This window comes from Bifidobacterium thermacidophilum subsp. thermacidophilum DSM 15837, assembly GCF_000426425.1.
Taxonomy (GTDB): domain Bacteria; phylum Actinomycetota; class Actinomycetes; order Actinomycetales; family Bifidobacteriaceae; genus Bifidobacterium; species Bifidobacterium thermacidophilum.
On sequence record NZ_AUFI01000013.1, the window covers coordinates 1 to 18,124 of the forward strand.

Annotated in this window: 10 protein-coding genes, 1 pseudogene and 1 riboswitch; of the genes and pseudogenes, 7 read left to right on the forward strand and 4 right to left on the reverse strand. The window is 60.1% G+C overall.

All coding sequences use genetic code 11. The features are described 5' to 3' along the window. Nucleotides 1–891: 891 nt before the first annotated feature. The 3 genes and pseudogenes from K315_RS0108215 to K315_RS10790 form a co-directional block, all read left to right on the forward strand. Nucleotides 892–1,719 (forward strand): hypothetical protein, encoded by an 828-nt coding sequence (locus tag K315_RS0108215; RefSeq protein ID WP_029577016.1) that lies wholly within the window; start codon nt 892–894, stop codon nt 1,717–1,719. 308 nt (nt 1,720–2,027) lie between these two features. Continuing rightward, the gene (locus tag K315_RS09775; protein ID WP_029577017.1) at nt 2,028–2,486 is read left to right on the forward strand and encodes a YihY/virulence factor BrkB family protein; all 459 of its coding nucleotides are present in this window, start codon (nt 2,028–2,030) and stop codon (nt 2,484–2,486) included. Nucleotides 2,487–2,545: 59 nt separating this feature from the next. Further along, nucleotides 2,546–2,932 (forward strand): annotated as a pseudogene (locus K315_RS10790) (DUF4186 domain-containing protein); the annotation flags it as partial. Between the two features lie 322 nt (nt 2,933–3,254). Here the strand turns inward: K315_RS10790 and K315_RS0108230 are convergent. Further along, nucleotides 3,255–5,993, reverse strand: coding sequence for an energy-coupling factor transporter ATPase (locus K315_RS0108230; protein WP_029577019.1), 2,739 nt, complete (start codon nt 5,991–5,993; stop codon nt 3,255–3,257). 151 nt (nt 5,994–6,144) lie between these two features. Next, entirely contained in the window at nt 6,145–6,873 is a 729-nt protein-coding gene (locus K315_RS0108235) for an ECF transporter S component (RefSeq protein ID WP_029577020.1), read from the reverse strand. A gap of 4 nt (nt 6,874–6,877) precedes the next feature. Next, nucleotides 6,878–7,034: riboswitch (FMN riboswitch) on the reverse strand. 88 nt (nt 7,035–7,122) lie between these two features. Between K315_RS0108235 and K315_RS0108240 the strand changes: the two genes are divergently transcribed. The 3 genes from K315_RS0108240 (at nt 7,123) to K315_RS0108250 (ending at nt 10,939) form a co-directional block, all read left to right on the forward strand. Next, nucleotides 7,123–8,139, forward strand: a complete 1,017-nt coding sequence (locus K315_RS0108240; protein WP_029577021.1) for a glycosyltransferase family 2 protein — start codon at nt 7,123–7,125, stop codon at nt 8,137–8,139. A gap of 170 nt (nt 8,140–8,309) precedes the next feature. Then, nucleotides 8,310–9,107 (forward strand): polyphosphate--glucose phosphotransferase, encoded by a 798-nt coding sequence (gene ppgK, locus K315_RS0108245; RefSeq protein WP_015451304.1) that lies wholly within the window; start codon nt 8,310–8,312, stop codon nt 9,105–9,107. Nucleotides 9,108–9,745: 638 nt separating this feature from the next. After that, entirely contained in the window at nt 9,746–10,939 is a 1,194-nt protein-coding gene (locus K315_RS0108250; RefSeq protein WP_029577022.1) for a pyridoxal phosphate-dependent aminotransferase, read from the forward strand. 196 nt (nt 10,940–11,135) lie between these two features. Here K315_RS0108250 and K315_RS0108255 read toward each other — a convergent pair whose 3' ends face one another. Together K315_RS0108255 and K315_RS0108260 are read right to left on the reverse strand one after the other, a co-directional pair. Beyond that, a complete protein-coding gene (locus tag K315_RS0108255; protein ID WP_081666458.1) occupies nt 11,136–11,927 on the reverse strand; it encodes an ATP-binding cassette domain-containing protein in 792 nt (263 codons plus the stop codon). 5 nt (nt 11,928–11,932) lie between these two features. Continuing rightward, nucleotides 11,933–14,158: a hypothetical protein gene (locus K315_RS0108260; RefSeq protein ID WP_029577024.1), complete on the reverse strand. Its 2,226-nt coding sequence runs from the start codon at nt 14,156–14,158 to the stop codon at nt 11,933–11,935. Nucleotides 14,159–14,218: 60 nt separating this feature from the next. Here K315_RS0108260 and K315_RS0108265 point away from each other — a divergent pair, with 60 nt between their 5' ends. Beyond that, on the forward strand, nt 14,219–17,899 hold the full coding sequence (locus K315_RS0108265; RefSeq protein WP_029577025.1) for a tetratricopeptide repeat protein: 3,681 nt from the start codon (nt 14,219–14,221) through the stop codon (nt 17,897–17,899). The last annotated feature ends 225 nt before the right edge of the window (nt 17,900–18,124 follow it).

Sequence of the window (18,124 nt, forward strand, 5' to 3'; positions counted from 1 at the left end):
AACCACACACACGCCCGACTCCACCCCCACCCAAACCAGTCACACCAGACAACCCGCCGACGCAACCGGTTTGGGAGAAAAGCCGAGACCGCCCCCAGCGCGCGGGATACAGCAGTTGACGGTAATCACCAGCCCGGCAATCAGAAGTCCACAGCATCAGGATCACTGCATGCACCGCCGATACCGCGCAGTTCATCAACACAACCAGTTTGGGAGATGTATGCGGCAAGGCCACTGCGTTGGGTGCTTGCAATATTGGCGTGCGGGCCAACCAATCAACATGCGATGTCCACTGAATAGACGTCTCGAGCAGGATACTGCTGATAGGAACCCCTAGGTCGGGGGCACAATTAGATTCACTGTGGGGAACGGCTGAATATCGGCTTTGAGCGGTATGATGGTATTCCATATGCAATCGTATGCATTTGCAATGAACACTGACGCGGGCGGGGATCAATGAACTTCTATGATGATAATCACGGTGATGATTCGCCTAATGGCTTCTTACCGAATATGAGCAACATGGGCGGGTTTCGTAGCCGTGGCGGATCCCATCGCTCAACATCTGACCTGTCATCTGTTTCCCCTCTGCCTGGGTCTCATAGTTCTGTTCTTGATAACATCTGCACGGTTATTGTGGTGATATGCCTGATACTCTGCGGACTCGTCAACGCCGGTGTCATTAAGCCTTCTTCAGCTCAACCCCGCGATAGGACTGTCACCTATGCGCAAGGCTCGCCATCGTCTCGGCCGTCATCCAGCGGTTCTACGCAAAACCAACAGCAGCCGACTGACTCAGCGTCTTCAGATTCATCGGATTCGACCGGAATCATCGGCTACCGGTATGATTCATGCGGCCAATACCGTCAATACATCAACGAAATCAAAGCCATGCATGACAAGTACCATGCCATGCCGGCGGCACAAATCAACGAATATGTCAAAGCGCTTCCGAACGCCCAATCAGCGATTGATTCATGGCTCAAGGCCCTAGATCATATGCTGGAAGCAACGTCCTACGGTGATGCGAGACGCTCCATGAACCGCAACGATGCCACGACATACTACACGGCGAAGCTCGCCGACTTGCATCAGCTTGAATACGATTTCAAGATCCACAAGTTGTACAACATCTCAATCCAGACACATACCACGGCGACCGGCTCCTATTTCGAGATCGTCCTTACACAAGATGACAGCCATCACGCGCCATCGCCACAACAATTGGACAGTATCGAACAGCAGATCGCGTCCTTCCAAGGACAGACAGGGCAGGACGGCACCTACCTACAGTCGGGTGAACAAATGCTGTCAATCGCCGGTCTGCACGCCGACTACGATTTCCAGAGCATGGGCAACTACTGCCCTTCAACGCAAGCGGATCGGTACGCATTCGCGGCATTTTGCGAAGGGAAAGCCGATACCATCTTCGTCAACACCGGCCATGAGGCGTACCCGTACGTCGTTCGTTCGACGCAGTATCTTGACGAGCTTCGCCATGAAATCGCCCATTATCTGGTGTATTCCCGTTGCGAGACATCCGTTCCGCCGCTTCATGTCGAGAACGAGGGCATGACGAATTCCTACGCGGTAATGTATCTGGGGGCGAACCGCGACACCTTGAACAGCACCGGTGCAAGTTTCCCGGAATATGCGATGAATGCGCAGACCGACCAGGCGGCGGCTTCGGCACACGCCGGAACGTGCGTGGTCGACTGACGGCATCAGCGTGGAATCGTCTGCTGTTCACCACGCAGACTGGAAGCGGACTGCGTCTTCTCTTGTCTCCTCTGTGATGCGTTGCCGTCTACCATGTGATTCCCACGCGGTCCACCATCACGTGCGTCCACAATCCAGTGCAGTTTTCAATCGTGCATATCGATTGTGCATTCTGAGTATCGTCCGGTTTCCATATATTGTTTCTGCGTACTGTTCCCGCAATTGCACGGGTCGCCGGGCAGCGCTGTCGTATCCATGCCGCGGACGAGTACGATGAAAGCATGCGTCGTTGCAAGGGAGGCATGCCGATGGATGGCGATCAACCGAGAAAACAAGCTACGCGACGCGTGGAGGACACTCGGGACAAATACGGCTTGAATCTGCGTGAATGGACAAAACGGCATGAAAAGAGCATCGCCACGCGCCTCGGCCAAGGTGAAGATCCCCATCGACTGTTGGATTGGCATGAGCGCAAGCTCGCATGGCTGCAGCATGAGCGGCTCATCCATTTGGGAGTCATGATGATTACCATCGCCGTGTTCTTGGTCGCGCTCGCCTTTATGGTGCTCGTCCCTTCCACGATTCCTGTGTCCACCATCATCTACCTGGCAATGCTGGGACTGCTCATTGGGTATATCAGGTATTACTTCTTTCTGGAGAATACGGTCCAGCATTGGTATCGCATCGCAGATGACTTGCATGAGCGGGTCGAGATGTTCGACCGGTCCACAGCCGCGCCCACGCACGAGACGCATAACGAAGCGTGATCGCAGTGAGTGACAATCTGCCTGCAGGTGCAAGGCAGCCGACCGAATCCGGCCATCGCATCGACGAAAACGACGCTCGGCAAGCTGCCAATTGGGTTGCCGAAACGCTGGAACGGCTGTCCCATTCGTCATTCCGATCATCATTCACGTTGAGTCCGCACGACGCCGAATATGCGAGGCGCAAAGGGCGTGAACTCATTGACCGGCATGCGCATGAGATGCTCGCCCAACGGGTTGGCGCGGCCCAGCCTGCGAAAGACGGGAGACAAACGCCTTGGCGTGGTCATCCTGTGTTCACCGCCCAACACGCCACCGCATGCTGCTGTCGTGGATGCATCGAGAAATGGCACCATATTCCGCGGGGCAGAGAACTGAGTGCTCAGGAGATCAATCAACTGGCAGGATTGATTATGGCCTGGATTGATCGCGATCTTGCCGCGCACCCAGCGGTGACGGGGGAGCGTGACGGATGGGCGGCACCGCTCGAGAACCCCAAGGATGCCGGCGTAGAACAAGGTGGGCCAACACCGCAACCACGTCGGCGCAGTGACGCTGCGGGACATCTGGAGAGAAGCAGACGGCATCCGGATAATCGCCATGCTGACGGTGCATCGGGCTTTATCCAAGGCGAGCTGCTGTAATCGCCGCAACATGTTAATGGCTGGTTAGCAGGGATGCAGGGGAAAATACGGCGTAGACGCTACGAAAGGAACGCAATACGGTCATTTGACGGTCTGGTCGCGGCAGCGGGCACCGTGACAGCGCATGTCACAGCAACGCGACGAGAACCAATGCCGCCACATAGACGGCACAAGCCGCACAGAACACGCCATCGCGGGCGTGCATTCGCATCTCATGCCAATGAGTCCGATGGATGCCTTCCTCATAGGAACGCGCGTCCAAGGCAAGACTCAGATTGTCGGCATGCCTTAGCGACGCGGCGAACACCGGCATGATGATCGCACACATCGCACGGCACCGCTGAGCCGGGGAACCGCTTTCGATACTGCCGCCGCGGGCCGCTTGCGCTTGGGCGACGGAGATGATTTCCACGCGCAGCGTCGGTAGGAACCGCAACGCCAGACTCAGTACCAGCGCTATCTCCTGGACATGGATGCCGCATCGTTTGAGCGGGGACAAGAGGGATTCAAACGCGTCGGTCATGGCCGTGGGCGTTGTCGTCTCCACATACACCGCGCCGAGAATAATCACCAGAGCGAAGCGGCAGGCGTAGATGATTGCCGTGTGCACACCGTCATCGGTGATAGGCACGGGACCGATATGGGCAAGTGGTGTGCCTGTGCGGACGAAGAAGATGTTCAGCACACCCGCGAACACAAATAGGAACAGGAACATGTGGATGCGCGCTAGCAATTGAAGTGGGCTGATTCGCGCGGCGGCGACGATACCGGCGGTCAGGATGGCGCCGACGGCCAGTTGGTATGGTGAACTGATGGCGAACGCCGAAAACATGAGCGCCAGGAACGCGACCACTTTCACCCTGGTGTCAAGCTTGCCGATTGCGGACCGTCCGGTGCCGGTTCGCCGTGCTTCGGAAGGTTGGATATCCGCGGTATTGGCAGATGGAATCGCGGGGATATCGTCTGATGATGCCGCCGCGGATGCCTCCGATTGTAGTGTGTCCGCCGGTTTCTGCTCGTCTGCCGATTGCGGAGTTACCTTCTGCTGGGCGTTTGTCGGAGACTCAAGCACCAGCACGCGGTCGGCAACAGCGCGTGCCTCGTCGATACTGTGGGTGACCAGCAGCACCGTAACCCCGCGGCGGTGCAGATCAGCGAGCAAACCGCGGATTCGTGCGCTCGCCGTCTCATCGAGACTGGCCGTCGGCTCGTCCAGCAGCAGCACATCCGGATGGCAGGCGATAACCCCCGCAATAGCCGCAAGCCGCTGTTGCCCGCCGGACAGGCTGAACGGCGAGCGGTCGCGGATATCGCCAATATGCAGCAATTCCAGCGCTTCATCGACACGTTGCGCGACTTCCTGCTCGGAAAGCCCCAGATTGCGCGGGCCGTACGCGACATCCTCGGCCACTGTCTGTGCAAACAACTGTCGTTCCGGATGTTGCATGACCAGTCCAAGCCGGTGTCTCAACTGGACTCGTTGGGCGCGGGACAACGGGTGCACCCCCGACCTGGGCTTGGCCAGCCAAGTCATCAGCCGGGACTTCAATCGTTCAGCCGGTTGCGTCAGTCGCCTTTCGTCTGCGTTCCCAGTGCGCCTGTAATCCGTGGCTACAGGGATGCCGTCGATGGTGATATTGCCGCTGTCAGGGCGATCCAGGGCGGCCAGCAGCCTGATTAGCGTGGTTTTCCCGGCTCCGTTGGTGCCCATGAGCGCCACGGTTTCGCCGGAACGCACGGAGAAAGTCAACCGATCCACGCTGGGGGAGGCTGCGCCTTGGGGGGTGAAGGACACATGGTCCACGCTGATTGCGGGTGCCGAGGGATGTGCGGCAGGGATTTCTTCGGCGTCGGGCGAACCGGTGCCAGGAATCCCGACGGCATCGGTACCGGCGGTCATGGGTGTCGCCGCGGCGAGGGACATGGTCCCCTGCGCAAGCGACGTGCCGGACGGCAACGGCGTACGTCCGTCGATTGAACCGGGGTGCAGCCACGTGACCGGCATGCCGCTTGTTTGCAGCAGATGACGGAAATCATCCTTGGCAGGATGCTCTGATGAATTGGGATAACCATCCAGGGATGGCGTTGCAACGCTGGAATCGTTGATGATCCGCCCTGCGCTCATGGTGATGACGCGTTGGCCGCGATGCGCTTCATCCGCATGATGGGTCACATGCACGATGGTGGCCCCCCGCCGGTGAAGTGCGTCAAGGATGTCAAGCACGCCGATACGCGCATCCTGGTCGAGCATTGCGGTCGGCTCGTCGAGCACCACCATCGCAGGATTCATCGCGATGATTCCGGCGATGGCGATGCGCTGTTGCTGGCCGCCGCTCATCGTTGTCGGATCGTCTTCGATACGCTCCATCATGCCGACCGCTTTGAGTGCATGCGCGACCTGATCACCGATGTGCAGGCGGCTCATCCCCAGATTCTCCGGTCCGAAGGCCACATCGTCGCCGGTGATGGTCGTGACAATCTGATCCTCAGGATTTTGAAACACCGCGCCGATATCATGCCGAGCGAGCCGGTACTGGTCGGCATGCGCGCCCGCGGCATCGAATACCGGATGCCCGTCCAACGTGATCACACCCGAATCTGGGGCGGAAAGCCCTGCAAGAAGCCGGGCAAGCGTTGATTTTCCCGAACCGTTGGCCCCCACGATGCACACATATTCACCGGCGTGGATATCGAGGTCCACCCCGTCGAGCGCCCAGTCGTGTGCACTGGAATACCGGTAGCGAACGCGGCGCAAGCTCGCGGCAAGGTCCTGCCTGTCGTTCGCGTTCGCATCCACTTGCGCCGAAGCCGGTGTCGATGTCGCGACCGAATCCGGGGCGGGGGAGGAAATCCGGGAGATGTTCATGATGATGTACAGTATCCGTATCTTTCGTGGGAGCAGGGGTGGTGTGCCAATGGAGTTTATCGATGATGTGGGAATCGATGGTTCCGGGAACGAGATGCAGGTCTGGCCGCCCAACGCTCGTGGCCACCGGACGGCCAGACCTGCGTGTTGGTCAGCGTGCCGACTTGTTGAGCAGTTCAGACACTGGCTTGTAAATCAGGAAGGTGACCACGCAGTTGATCGCGTACTTCGCAAGATTGAACGGCAGCAGCGCCGGTACAATCAATGCGGCGACCTGGGCGACGGTCATATGCGCGTACATCGGGGTGATGACCAGATTGCCGAGGATTGCGAGCGCGAGTGCGACAATCGCGCCGACGACCAGACCGAGCACCGCACCGGGACGGGTATGCATACGCCGGTAGATCACTGCTGCCGGCACAGACAACCCGATCGCGACCAGCCAGGCCATAAGCGTACCCCACGGGCTGATGAACAGATGCGGGACGAACCCGAGGATACTGACGATCAGCGCGGCCGCAGGACCGTAAGCGAAGCCCGCGACCAGCGCGACGATGCCCGACGGATCGTATTTGAGCCACGGAACACCCGGAATCAGCGGGAATTCAACGAAACTCAACGCCATGGACAACGCCACGAAGCATGCGTACATGGCGATGCGGCGGGTTGACCAGCGGCCGGAATCGCCGACGCCGGTCGAATGGGCGTCTTTCGGTGACACGGCTGCGTCGGCTGCATCGGCCACGGGTGTGGCTGCTGGCGTGGTTGCGGGTGTGGCCTGGGAATCAGCTGCGGTATCAGTAGGCTGGACGCTTCCTGACAAATCATCATCCTTGACAATGGCACGTACATGAATATGGGTATGCGAAAAGATGCTCATCTGAGCTCCGTTTCTTCCATCCGGACTGTACCGTTGGCCCCGGATTCCCACCGGATCAGCCGCTTGCGCGGGTCGCGGGCTTCGACATGTAACGCCGCCGCTCAATGCGGACGGCTTGTCGTTACCGCCAGTAAGGAATTTCACCTTCCCTGAAACTTACAGAAATCATCAATACCTTATGACGGCAGCAAACGCAAGTCAATGCCCGATATTCGGCGTTCGGCGAGGGTAAGTGCAAGAATGGTGACCATGACACAATCACAGCACGCCAAGAAAGCCGCCATCGACAAGCTGGCCATTGTCATCGTCACCTACAAGCGGCAGAAGCTGCTCGCGACACTGTTCGATTCGCTCAAGGCGCTGACCGTCGCGCCGTGGCGTATTGTCGTCGTGGACAACGAACACAGCGAGACCACCAAGTCGATGGTCGAAGATTTCAGCGCCGCGGTCACCGCCCAATGGGGGCAGACCATCGCCGACACGGAAGGCAACATGAACCGTGTGGTGTACTTCCCGCAGGAAGGCAACATCGGCGGTTCCGGCGGTTTCAGCAACGGCGTGCGCAAAGCGTATGAGCTCGGCGCCGAATGGTTCTGGGTCATGGACGACGACGTGGCGGTGCTGCCGGATGCCATTGAGAAGCTCGCTCCATGGACCCTCCATCACGACGTGATCCAGGGCAGCCGCAACGATTATGACGGCGGTCCGTTCTACTGGCAGTACCATTTCATCGTCCCGCTGGGCATCCCCGATCCGATTGCCCCGGCGGCGTTCGGGCCGCGTGGCTACCGGCTCATGAACACCATGTGCTTCGAGGGCGGGCTGTTCCGCCGCAACATCGTCGAGAAAATCGGCTTCCCAGACGGGCGGTTCTTCATCTACTGGGATGACACGATGTACGGCTATCTTGCCAGCAAAGTCACCAATCCGATCGAAGTCAAGGACGTCATCATGCGCCGTACGCGCGATATCGACAACTGGAATATCGCCGGGTTGCGGCAGTTGAACTCCACATCCGATATGAACCGGTACCACATCATGCGCAACCGCGGGTATATGGCGCGGTATTTCATGGTGTACGGGGATTATCGCCCTGCGTTGTTTGCACTCGGTACGGCTGCCACCGCAATCAAGGAGGTCATCCGATTGGTTGCCGTGGATAAGGGGCACCTGCGCAGTGGGCTGTCCGCTATCGCGCGCGGCTGGTGGGATTCGCACAAGTTGCTGCATGATCCCGATTGGCGGCCGATGCCCGCGTTGAAGTGAGGATCGAAGTCACGTTTGCAATTCGATTGGCCGCGTGTCGCCCGAAGACTTGGGAACAATGATGAAAGCGTTTGCAGGTTTTCGGCGTGGCGCGGCCGCATTCGGTCAGGGGGCGCGGTACAATCGCCGTACCGGTTCATACACCCCATCACCTCATAGGAAGGTCAAAGATGATTGAGACAGCACAGGCTTTCGGCGTTGACATCGGCGGCTCCGGCATCAAGGCGGCTCCCGTCAATTTGGAGAAGGGTGAGTTCGCTGAACCGCGTCTGAAGATTCTGACCCCGGAGAAATCCACTCCGCAGGCCGTTGCGGACATTGTGCGTCAGCAGCTTGAACATTTTGAAGTTCCCGAGGACGCGCCGGTCGGTATCGCGTTCCCGGCGCCGATCAAGCCCGGCAAGCCGCTTGATTTCATGGCGAACCTCGACCAGTCCTGGATCGGCGTGGACGTCACCGAGGAGTTCTCCAAGGCGTGCGGCCGTCCTGTGGTTGTCGTTAATGATGCTGACGCAGCGGGTATCGCCGAGCAGCAGTTCGGTGCGGCAAAGGGCCAGGACGGTCTGGTTATCGCGACCACGCTCGGCACCGGCATCGGCACCGCTCTGATTTACGACGGCGTGCTCATCCCGAATACCGAGCTGGGCCATATCGAACTGCAGAACGGCAAGGGTGACGCGGAGAAGTACGCGGCGTCGTCCGTGCGCGACAAGCTTGATATGAGCTACAAGAAGTGGGCGAAGCGCCTGACCAAGTATTACGGCCTCATGGAGAAGTACTTCAACCCCGATTTGTTCGTGGTCGGCGGTGGCGTCAGCCGTGTGAGCGAGAAGTTCCTGCCGTACATCGACATCAAGACCCCGATGGTTCCGGCGAAGCTGCGCAATGAGGCAGGTATCATCGGTGCCGCCTACTACGCCAGCGTCAAGGCCGCTAAGGCTGCTGAAGCCGCTGAAGCTGCCAAGTAACGGATTCTGCGGCGAATCCTGGTCCGGATGCGGATGAACGCATGCGGTTGGGATGTCGGAGGATGCTGAAGCATCGGTTGTGGCCCGTCCCGAGATGATCGGGGCGGGCCACAACGCGTATTTGGAGGCGGCTTGGGCGGTTCGTCGGTTTGGGTTGGTGGTTGGTATTGCCGGTTTGGTTTGGCTGGTGGCGTTACGGTCGGTTAGTTCGTGGTGTGGTCGGTTGGTCGGTGGCGGCGATATGGTCGGTTGTGGTCGGTTGGTTGGCGGAGTTGATGAAGTTTGGTCGTTGCGACGTATTGGCGCCATGGTGGTGAATGAGAGTTCCATCTGGTTACGTATGCGTTGCCATATGCAACCATACGGAAGGCGCAGGGGAGAACGGCAAAACGCTTGGTATCTGCCTGCTTGCGGCATATTGGAACCAAAGGTATTGCTTCAGACTTTTCATCTGGTGGCGGGGTTTGGCGGTGTTGTGTGAGGATTGGCTCACATGGTGGCGGTGTGGGCGGTTTGGAGCGACGGTTTGGCTTGGGCATCTCTGCCGGGGCGGGAGTCTGGCGGCGTTGACATCCACGGGACAGCCCTCGCCCGCTGCCTGCAATGGCCGTGATGAGGGTGTGCGCTAGGATGGTGGCGTGCGATTTTCATCACGAGTAGACATCAGCGCCCCGAATGCCATTGCCCGGGCGGAGCAAGCCGCCAAAGAGGACGGCATCACGCTAGACAAACTCAACGATTCGAATCCGACCAAGTTCGCGCTCGCGCCGCAATCCTTGCCGACCGTCTACGCTGCGCAACCCCGCGGCCAATTCGAAGCCAGGCGGCAACTGGCCGATTTCCTTGCTGATAGACGCCGCCGCGAGTCCACGTTGCCTGACGCGCAGCCGGTCGATCCGAATCGCTTGTATCTGCTCAGCTCAACCTCACAAGCGTATTCGTGGCTGATGAAACTGCTGTGCGACGCCGGCGACATCGTGCTCGCCCCCAAGCCTGGATATCCGCTCATCGAATCGATCGCGGCGCTGGAATGCGTCCAAGTCGTCACGTATCAACAGCGTTTCGACGGGTCATGGATCATCGATACCGCGCAACTGGAATCTCTGCTGAATGGCCCGCAGGGCGCGAAAATCCGCGCGTTGGTGCTGATTAATCCGAACAATCCGACCGGTTCGTACGTCAAGCCCGAAGAGCGTGAGACGATTGTGAGGCTATGTGCCGAGCATGGGGTCGCCATTATTGCCGACGAGGTGTTCTATGATTTCCCGGTCGACCCGTTCCCAGGCAACGCACGCTTGGCGGGGGAGCCACGCGTGCTGACTTTCGCGTTGGACGGATTGTCGAAAACACTTGCAGCCCCGCACGCGAAAGTCGGGTGGATTCAGGTGTCCGGCCCTGAGCTTGATGTCGATGAAGCATTGAAACGACTTGACGTGATCGCTGACGACTATCTGCCGATGAGCGATATCATCGCAGACCGTCTTCCCCCGTTCCTTGCCGAGGCGGCGCAACAGACCGCACGGGTTAGCGATCGTGTCCAGACGAACGCCGGAACCTTGCGTCGTATGCTCGCCGATGACCCCAACGGTCTGGTATCGGTGCTGCGTATGGAAGGTGGCTGGAACGCTTTGGTGCGGATTCCCTCGGTGCTTGACGAAAACGAAGTCGTGCTGCGGATGATCCGCGACCATCGGCTGACCGGGCAGCCTGGCTACTTCTTCGATATGACTTCCAACGGGTATCTCGCGGTTTCGCTCCTACCGCAGCCGGATCGTTTCACACGCAACATTGCCGCGATGCTGGATACCGTAGCGGCGATGCTCAAGGAATAGACGAATCCGACGAGCATTCAGCGCAAATTGAGCGATCGTTTGGCTATCATCCACGAACGGAAACCCCAAGAACTTTGGTGGCAAGAACCCAAGTTCACTGATATCAGGCGAACAGTGGAGCAAACGGCGCGAACATCGCGAGCGGCGCAGACATATCGCGCGTGCGAATCATAGACTTACGCGAGCAGGCTTAGTCTTACGCGCGATCGCGCATGCGGCGAATCAGATTAGTATAGGCGGTGACCGCGTCTTGGGGGCTCCCGTCGAACATAATACGTCCGCCGTCCAAGAGCAATGCCCGGTCAATCGCATATTCCGGTCTGGTGATCATATCCGTGTCGTGCGTGGCGAATACCACTTGACGGTCAAGCGCAAACAGGGCGCGCGCCACGTGGGCGGTTCCGATTTCGTCAAGTCCCTTCGTTGGCTCGTCGGCGACCAGAACCGCAGGATCAAGGCATAACGCGGCCGCGATGGCCAGCAGATGACGGTGCTCGCTGTCGAGCGCGTCCGCCGGCCTGTCCCGCCACACCGACAAATCAAGCTGCGCCAACAGCGAGCCGATACGCGCCTGACGTTCCGCATCCGCGATGTGTCGCGCCTGCATATGCGCGTCAAGCGCCTTTGCGATGTTTTCGCTGCGGTAGAAGCTGTTCGGAATCTCCTCCCGTCGCACACAGCCGATTAGCTGTTCGACACGTTTGCGGTCTTTGCGGGAGCCGGGGTGCAGCGTGTGCTCGCCCGCGCAGATCGTGACCGAACCTGAAGTGGGGGCGAGCGAGCCATCGAGCAGTTTTAGCAGTGTCGTCTTGCCTGATCCGTTCAGACCGATTACCGCGGTGCGTCGCGTGTCGAGGGTCAGGGTCGTGTCGTGCAAGCCCGTGTTGCCATCCTCATACGTGTACGTGGTCTGTGCCAACGTGAACGTCACATGGTCGGGGCGGGGCGTGTTATCCCTGCGCGAGAACAATCCTGAGAAGATATCCATACCAGTCATCCTAGCAGCGAGAACCAGGCTTGAATCCGCGCGAAAATGTCCGGGGCCGAGCGTTGCAGCGAATCATCGCGGCCGGTGACGAAACACGAGGTGAGAAGGAACAGGATGCTCGCCAGCAGGAGCAGCATGATCAGGGTGCGCCTGGTATCAAGCGCGAACCGTTGCCAGCGTCCCGTTATGCGACTGTCTTGCAGCGCATGTGTGCCGGTGCCTCCCGTGCCGCCTGTGACCCCTTGTTGGGGCAGTTCGCCGAGCACCCACAGCAGCCCCGGCAGGCTCGCCAGTGTGATGAGCCACCCGAAATCGCAGATATACCGCCAGCCCAACCCGGCTTTGAACGCATCGACCAGCATGATGGCCATGCCGAGCATCAACATGCAGGAGAACAGCGCGCCGAATCGCTCACGACGATGCCGACGCAACAGCGGAATGAGGAAGGCCAGCAACGCCATCGGGCATATGGCGAACAATCCGGCAACCATCGGTTCGGCGAAACCCCAATGTGGCAATGGCGTGGGGTTGATTGCCACGAACGGGAACGTCGATTGCAGTCGGGGTGGCAACAGCAGGTAATAACCGATGATCCACGGGATATTCGCCACCGGTTCGCTGTATGAGGTCATGTCGTTGACGGTGATCTGATACGAGTTGCCGAAATTGAACGGCGAGCCGAAACGTAGCGCGTTGTAGACGCACACCGGAATCACCACCGCGATTGCGGGCAGGACCACCGCCGCGGGGCCGGCCAATAGTTGGCGCGTCGCCTTGCGTGTCCTCACCAATCGCGCCATCTGCCTGATTTGCCGCCAGAACATGGGGAAGATCAGCAATGCGCTCAACGCGAAGGTCGGGCGGCACCCCGCGTTCGCCGCGATGCAGGCGGCGCCGCAAGCCAACCGCGGCAACGACAATCCGGGCGCGTCACCCACATGCCACAGCCGGCGGGAGCCTTTCGGACGTTCAGCTCCCGCCCACAGCCACAATCCAAGCGTCGTGAACATCAGCGAGGCGGCGATCGGCACGGAATAGAAGTTCGTGCGAAGCCACAGATACCCTACGTTCGAACCCAACAGCATCGCCACCAAAGCCATGCTCATGGCGGCCACCGAGCAATTGGGGGCAACACGCCGCAGCATTCTGATTGTCAGCAGCGAACCGAACAGGACGAATCCGAACAGGAACACCAGCACCGCGCTTGCCGACGGCAGCATGGCCGGCATGCCGTCTATCACGTGTGACAGCGCCTGATAGGGTACGAACAGAATAATCGCCGGAATCACACCAAAATACGAGTACCAGTGCCCACGATAGAACGCGTAATCCCAATAAATGGGAGATGCCCCCGCGTCCAGCAGACGTTCCCTCAGGGCGGGGTCGTACGGATTGGCGCTCTGCGCAAACGTCGACGACACCGGCAGATCAAGCCAGACCCTGCCTTGCAGAAGCGCATCGGCGATATGGCCATACTGGTCGAAATCGTACGTGTACCCGTTTGGGGCTTGGAATACCAATGGTTTCCAGATAGTGGCGATAATCGCCGCGCCGGTGAGCGAAATCACCCCGACAACCGCCATCACCGCGAAAAAGGCCAGGCGCTGTGCTGCACTCGCCGGGTTGACGCGAATACGCCACAGCGCCGAACGAGGCCGCCGACAGGCGATGAGGACGGCGATGGCGGCCATCACGGCGACGCGCAGCCAATCGACTTGGAACGCGACGCGAACATTGGGACGGACCGCGAAAATCGGAACCTGGGTGCCGGCGGGAGCCTGAATCCACAGTTTCACCATATGCTGCGCGTCCGTGCGCAGATACAATGAGCGCGGCTGAGATACGTCGACCAGCGTGGACGAGCCGGCGCGGCCGTCCGAATCAAGACGGACACGAACAACGGATACGATGTGGGAGCGTGTCGTCCCTGTTGCCCCGGTAACTTGCGCCAGATCGAGGCGAACATAGTGTGAACTACCGTCCACCGGCACGGACAGAAACGCCTTCGTCTGATCGGTCACTTCCAGTGTGCCGGAAGCTTCACGCACCAGTCCGGAGCCTATGGTGTTGAGCGTGGCGGGTGAATCGGTGCTCGCCGCCACGCCTGTCCAATACGGCAGGTTGAACACCACGCATTCGAGCACGGCGATGATGAGTACGGATATGAGGGCGAACCGCGCCGCCGGATGGGACCGGCCGCGGTGGACAAGAGGTTCGTGGACAGACAGCACGGTTTTATTCTAAGAGCAAGACCACCCCGCCATGTCTGCGCGCATTGGGACAATCGCCGTATGACACGATTCAGGAAGCATACGGACGCACACGGCAGCCAGCCGAAACCATCGATGTTCGCCAAGCTGAAAGAATCGATTCGCCATTCGGTATTCGGCCAGCCGGATGGCGACAGACACGGCTCATCCGCGCCGGCGAATCCCTTCGGACGGGCGCTGTCGAACCCAGACAATGTGGTGGACGAGCTGAGCCGCCACGCCATCAAACTCACGCCAATCGTCAAGCGCCGGGTCTACGAGGGCCTTTCTGGTGTGCCTGAGGGATTGCGCCTTGGATGGGCGCAGTTGCCGCAGACACGCGGGCGGGCGTTCTCCCTGGGCATGTTCATCGGGGATGATCGTTTCGCCCAGATCGCGCTCGCCGACGATCGCGGCCGTGTATTCGCCGGAACAGACCCGACGATGGATGTTCAAGGCGCTGAAATCCGATTCATGTTCAGCAAGGACGGCGAATCGCGGTTGCCGGACGATACACGGCTGGGAACAGGGGCTCGCGCGCAGGCGTCCATGGGCGTACGCGCCGGCGATCTCCTGCGCGGTGTAATCGGAGGCGAGCGCAACGACGAATCCGAGGTCGATGTGCTGCAAGGCAGCATCGTCGGGCGTGGACAGGACGGGCGGATGATGTGGCTCGCTTCGTGGATCAAGCGCAACAACCGCTATACGCTGGAACAGTTGCGCGCGGAGCTCGACCCCCAGATGCGTTGTGACCTCGAATACCGTGACGCCATCGCGATTGCCTTCTTTACCGCCCATCTGCTGCCTCAGATGAGTGGCTTGCTTATCGGCTTCGGATCGGGCAATATCTTCCGTCGGCTCAACCGTGAGGCCCCGATGGGTGCAATCCGGCGCAGCGTCCGCGACACCTTGGAAGCGCGGGCGCATGGCTTGCGCTCTTCCGGCCTTGAAGACTACTTCTCCGACCTCATGCGGGAGGCCGGAGCGCTTCAACCGGTCGCCGGTCTGGAGGCAGTTCATGGCGCCGAGCCGCTGCACCTGTACACTTCGAGTTTCTCGGGGAGCTATTTCTTCAGCTGGGATTCCTCGCTTGAATTCTCGCCGGCGCTTGCATCCTTGGTGATTGAAGGCGGGCTCAACCGTTTCGCCGCCGTCAGCGCGGTGTTGGAACGCAACGCGAGAGTCGGACAGCAGCCGATCGAAGACAATGTCACCCGTGCACAGGCGGCGCAGCTTGATATGGCGTTGCTCAACGATCCCGCGCTTATCGCCCTGCGCAGCGACGACCGCACGCCGTTGGATCCGTTGCATGACGATGGTATCGCCCCGTTGCACACCATGATGCGCATCGCGCGGGATGCCGCCGAGCAGATGGCCCATGATTTCCCCGACCCGACAGGGCGTGCGATGACGGGAACCAAGGATGCCGCGGGGTCCGAATGGGTGTACCGCCAGACGTTGTCGCTGCTGCTGCGCAGCATGCGTCTGCCCTTCCGATTCGACGTTGATTTCCGCACGAACCTGCATGACGGCAACGTGGCAATCGCCTTCACCACGGCGGGCGCCGCGATGATGCCGAAAAGCCGGTACAGCGAACGCCGGCATGACTGGGTGAAACTCGAGGAGCATGAGCGCGCCGCGATGAGTGCGGCATACAACCTGCGCGTCGGCCTGATGATGGCCGGTATGGCGTTCGCCGTGGACACACGGGTGCGGCAGGTGTCCGTGACCATCGATTCCATCGGGCTTGAGGAAGCGGTCGCCGAACAGGACAGCGCCATCGCCAAACTCATGGGCGAGGCGCTTAAAGCGTTCGAACGCATGCGCACCCAGGAGCCCGGAGCGGCGATGGGCGGCAAATCCGCGCCGAAGGACGGCGATGTGCACGGCGATCCGTCGCTGGCGTCCCCCAAGCCGGGAGACGGGTCGCATGATGCCGCTGATTCGCATGTGGGCGAGGGGCGCATTCCTGCAGACGGGCTGAGTGCGCAATCCTCGTTTGAACACGGCGAGGGGCATGGCGAGGGTCAAGACGAAGGTCATGGTGCGCCGGATAATGCTTTGAAATCCGCGGAAGAGCAGGAATTCGAGGATTTGATGCAGGGCGCCGACATCGACGAAGCGGTGTTCAGCGTTCCGCAAGGCAATAACGAGCGAGATGGGTCCGGAGCTGAATCCTTCACCATTGCCGATTCCGGTTCGACATCGAGCACATTGGACGCTGTGAACGGGGGAGCCAGGCAGGACGGGTCTGACGGATCCGACGACCGAAACAGTTCGCTTGGGCAGAATGAACCGGACGAATCGAACCGGATCGCGGGCAACGCTGGAATCGCGGGCAACGCCGGGATCCCCCGCACGGGCAAACGCGGCGACGACCCGCTGGAAGCCCTGCGCAGCAACCCGACCGTACGGCATATGGTCGCGGTCACGTTCAGCCGGGACGCATTCTTGGGCTATGTGCACAATCATGGGCTCAACGACCCGCTCACCACTTACCGCATGTTCGATGCGGTCATGTCGGTCGATCCCGATGGTGCACTTGAACCGGTGGACACCGACTTTGATTTGCGCGACGCCAAGTTCAGCCCGCTTGCCTCGCAGCAGGAGCCGGAGTTCTCGGAAGCCCATTTCGGTCCCCAGACCAGCCGGGTTCTGGGATGCACGGATGCGACCGGATTGTCCATTCAGCGAGTCGATCTGCTGCAGCGTGCCGTTACCGATTTCCATCATCTCGCCTCGGATGACAGCATGCCGTCGGTCGCCAAAGCGCAACACGCCATGCGCATCGTCGAGCATATCGGCGATCCGGAACTCTCCCAGCTCGCCCCGCAGGTCGGGGCCGCGCTGATTGACGGCAAGGACACCCCCGACTTCGATTTCACCCTCGCCAAACGCTTGGATGCCGAACGTGTCAAAGCGCGAGACCTGCTGTTCTCAGGGCAGCCTGACCAGGCGATCGAGGTCCAGGAAGCGGCAGTCAGTCGGGTTGACGCATTGTTTGCGCAGTCGAAAGGCGTGCCTCGATACTTCAACTCCTACGCGGAACGGGTGGTGTACAACCGCCTGTTCGCCACGGCGGGGGAGCGTACGGTCTTGATTCCCGACAGCCTGTTCTACGCGCATATGGAGCTTGCTGACATCCTCTCCCAAGTCAAGGGGGCCAAGGCATCGCTGAAGCATCTCAACACGATGGTCTCGTACGCGCCTGCCTACCCGCTGTCGCATATGCGTTTGGCGGTGCAGCTGGCCAGGGACGAGGATTGGGATTCCGCACGCGCCGCCTGCCTCAACGCGTTGCGGGTCGCCCTCGACCGGGCTGATGCGGCGTTCGCATACTACCGGTTCGCATACTCCGAATGGATGCGCGACCGGTTCGACACCGCTGCCGCCGCCTACCTTATGGCCGCCCATATCGCTCCCGGACAGTTCTCCACACTTCCTGCGGAGTTGGATGAGCTCATGGAACGGGCACGTTCGCAATGCATCCCCGTGCCGCACGATGTCGTGGATGCGGCGACGGTGCTGACTGAACATGATTTGCCGGTGTGGCCGCACACCGAAGTCGAACCGATTGTGCGTCAGGCCGCGCGGGTGTGCGTCGACAACGGCATGTTTGTGCCCGCACGCACGTTGTCCATTGCGGTTGCGCGGTTGAACGACGGGCAAAGCGACGGTATTGATATGGCGCAGGCGCAGTTCCTCCGGTCCTTGGACGCATGAACCGGTGATGCCGGCGCTGATTGGCGGAGTGCGACGCGCGTTGAAATCGGTTGCGTAACGCGGCCGTGTGAAGTCCGGCACAAGGCGACACACAGCGCCACGCGGTGACGCGCGACGAAAAACGCTAGTGACGACGCGCGGCGGAATCGGTGACCGCCTCCTGAACCGGGCATCATCATGCGCCCATGGTGACGGGCTTCTACTATCATCGAGTGCATGGAAGCG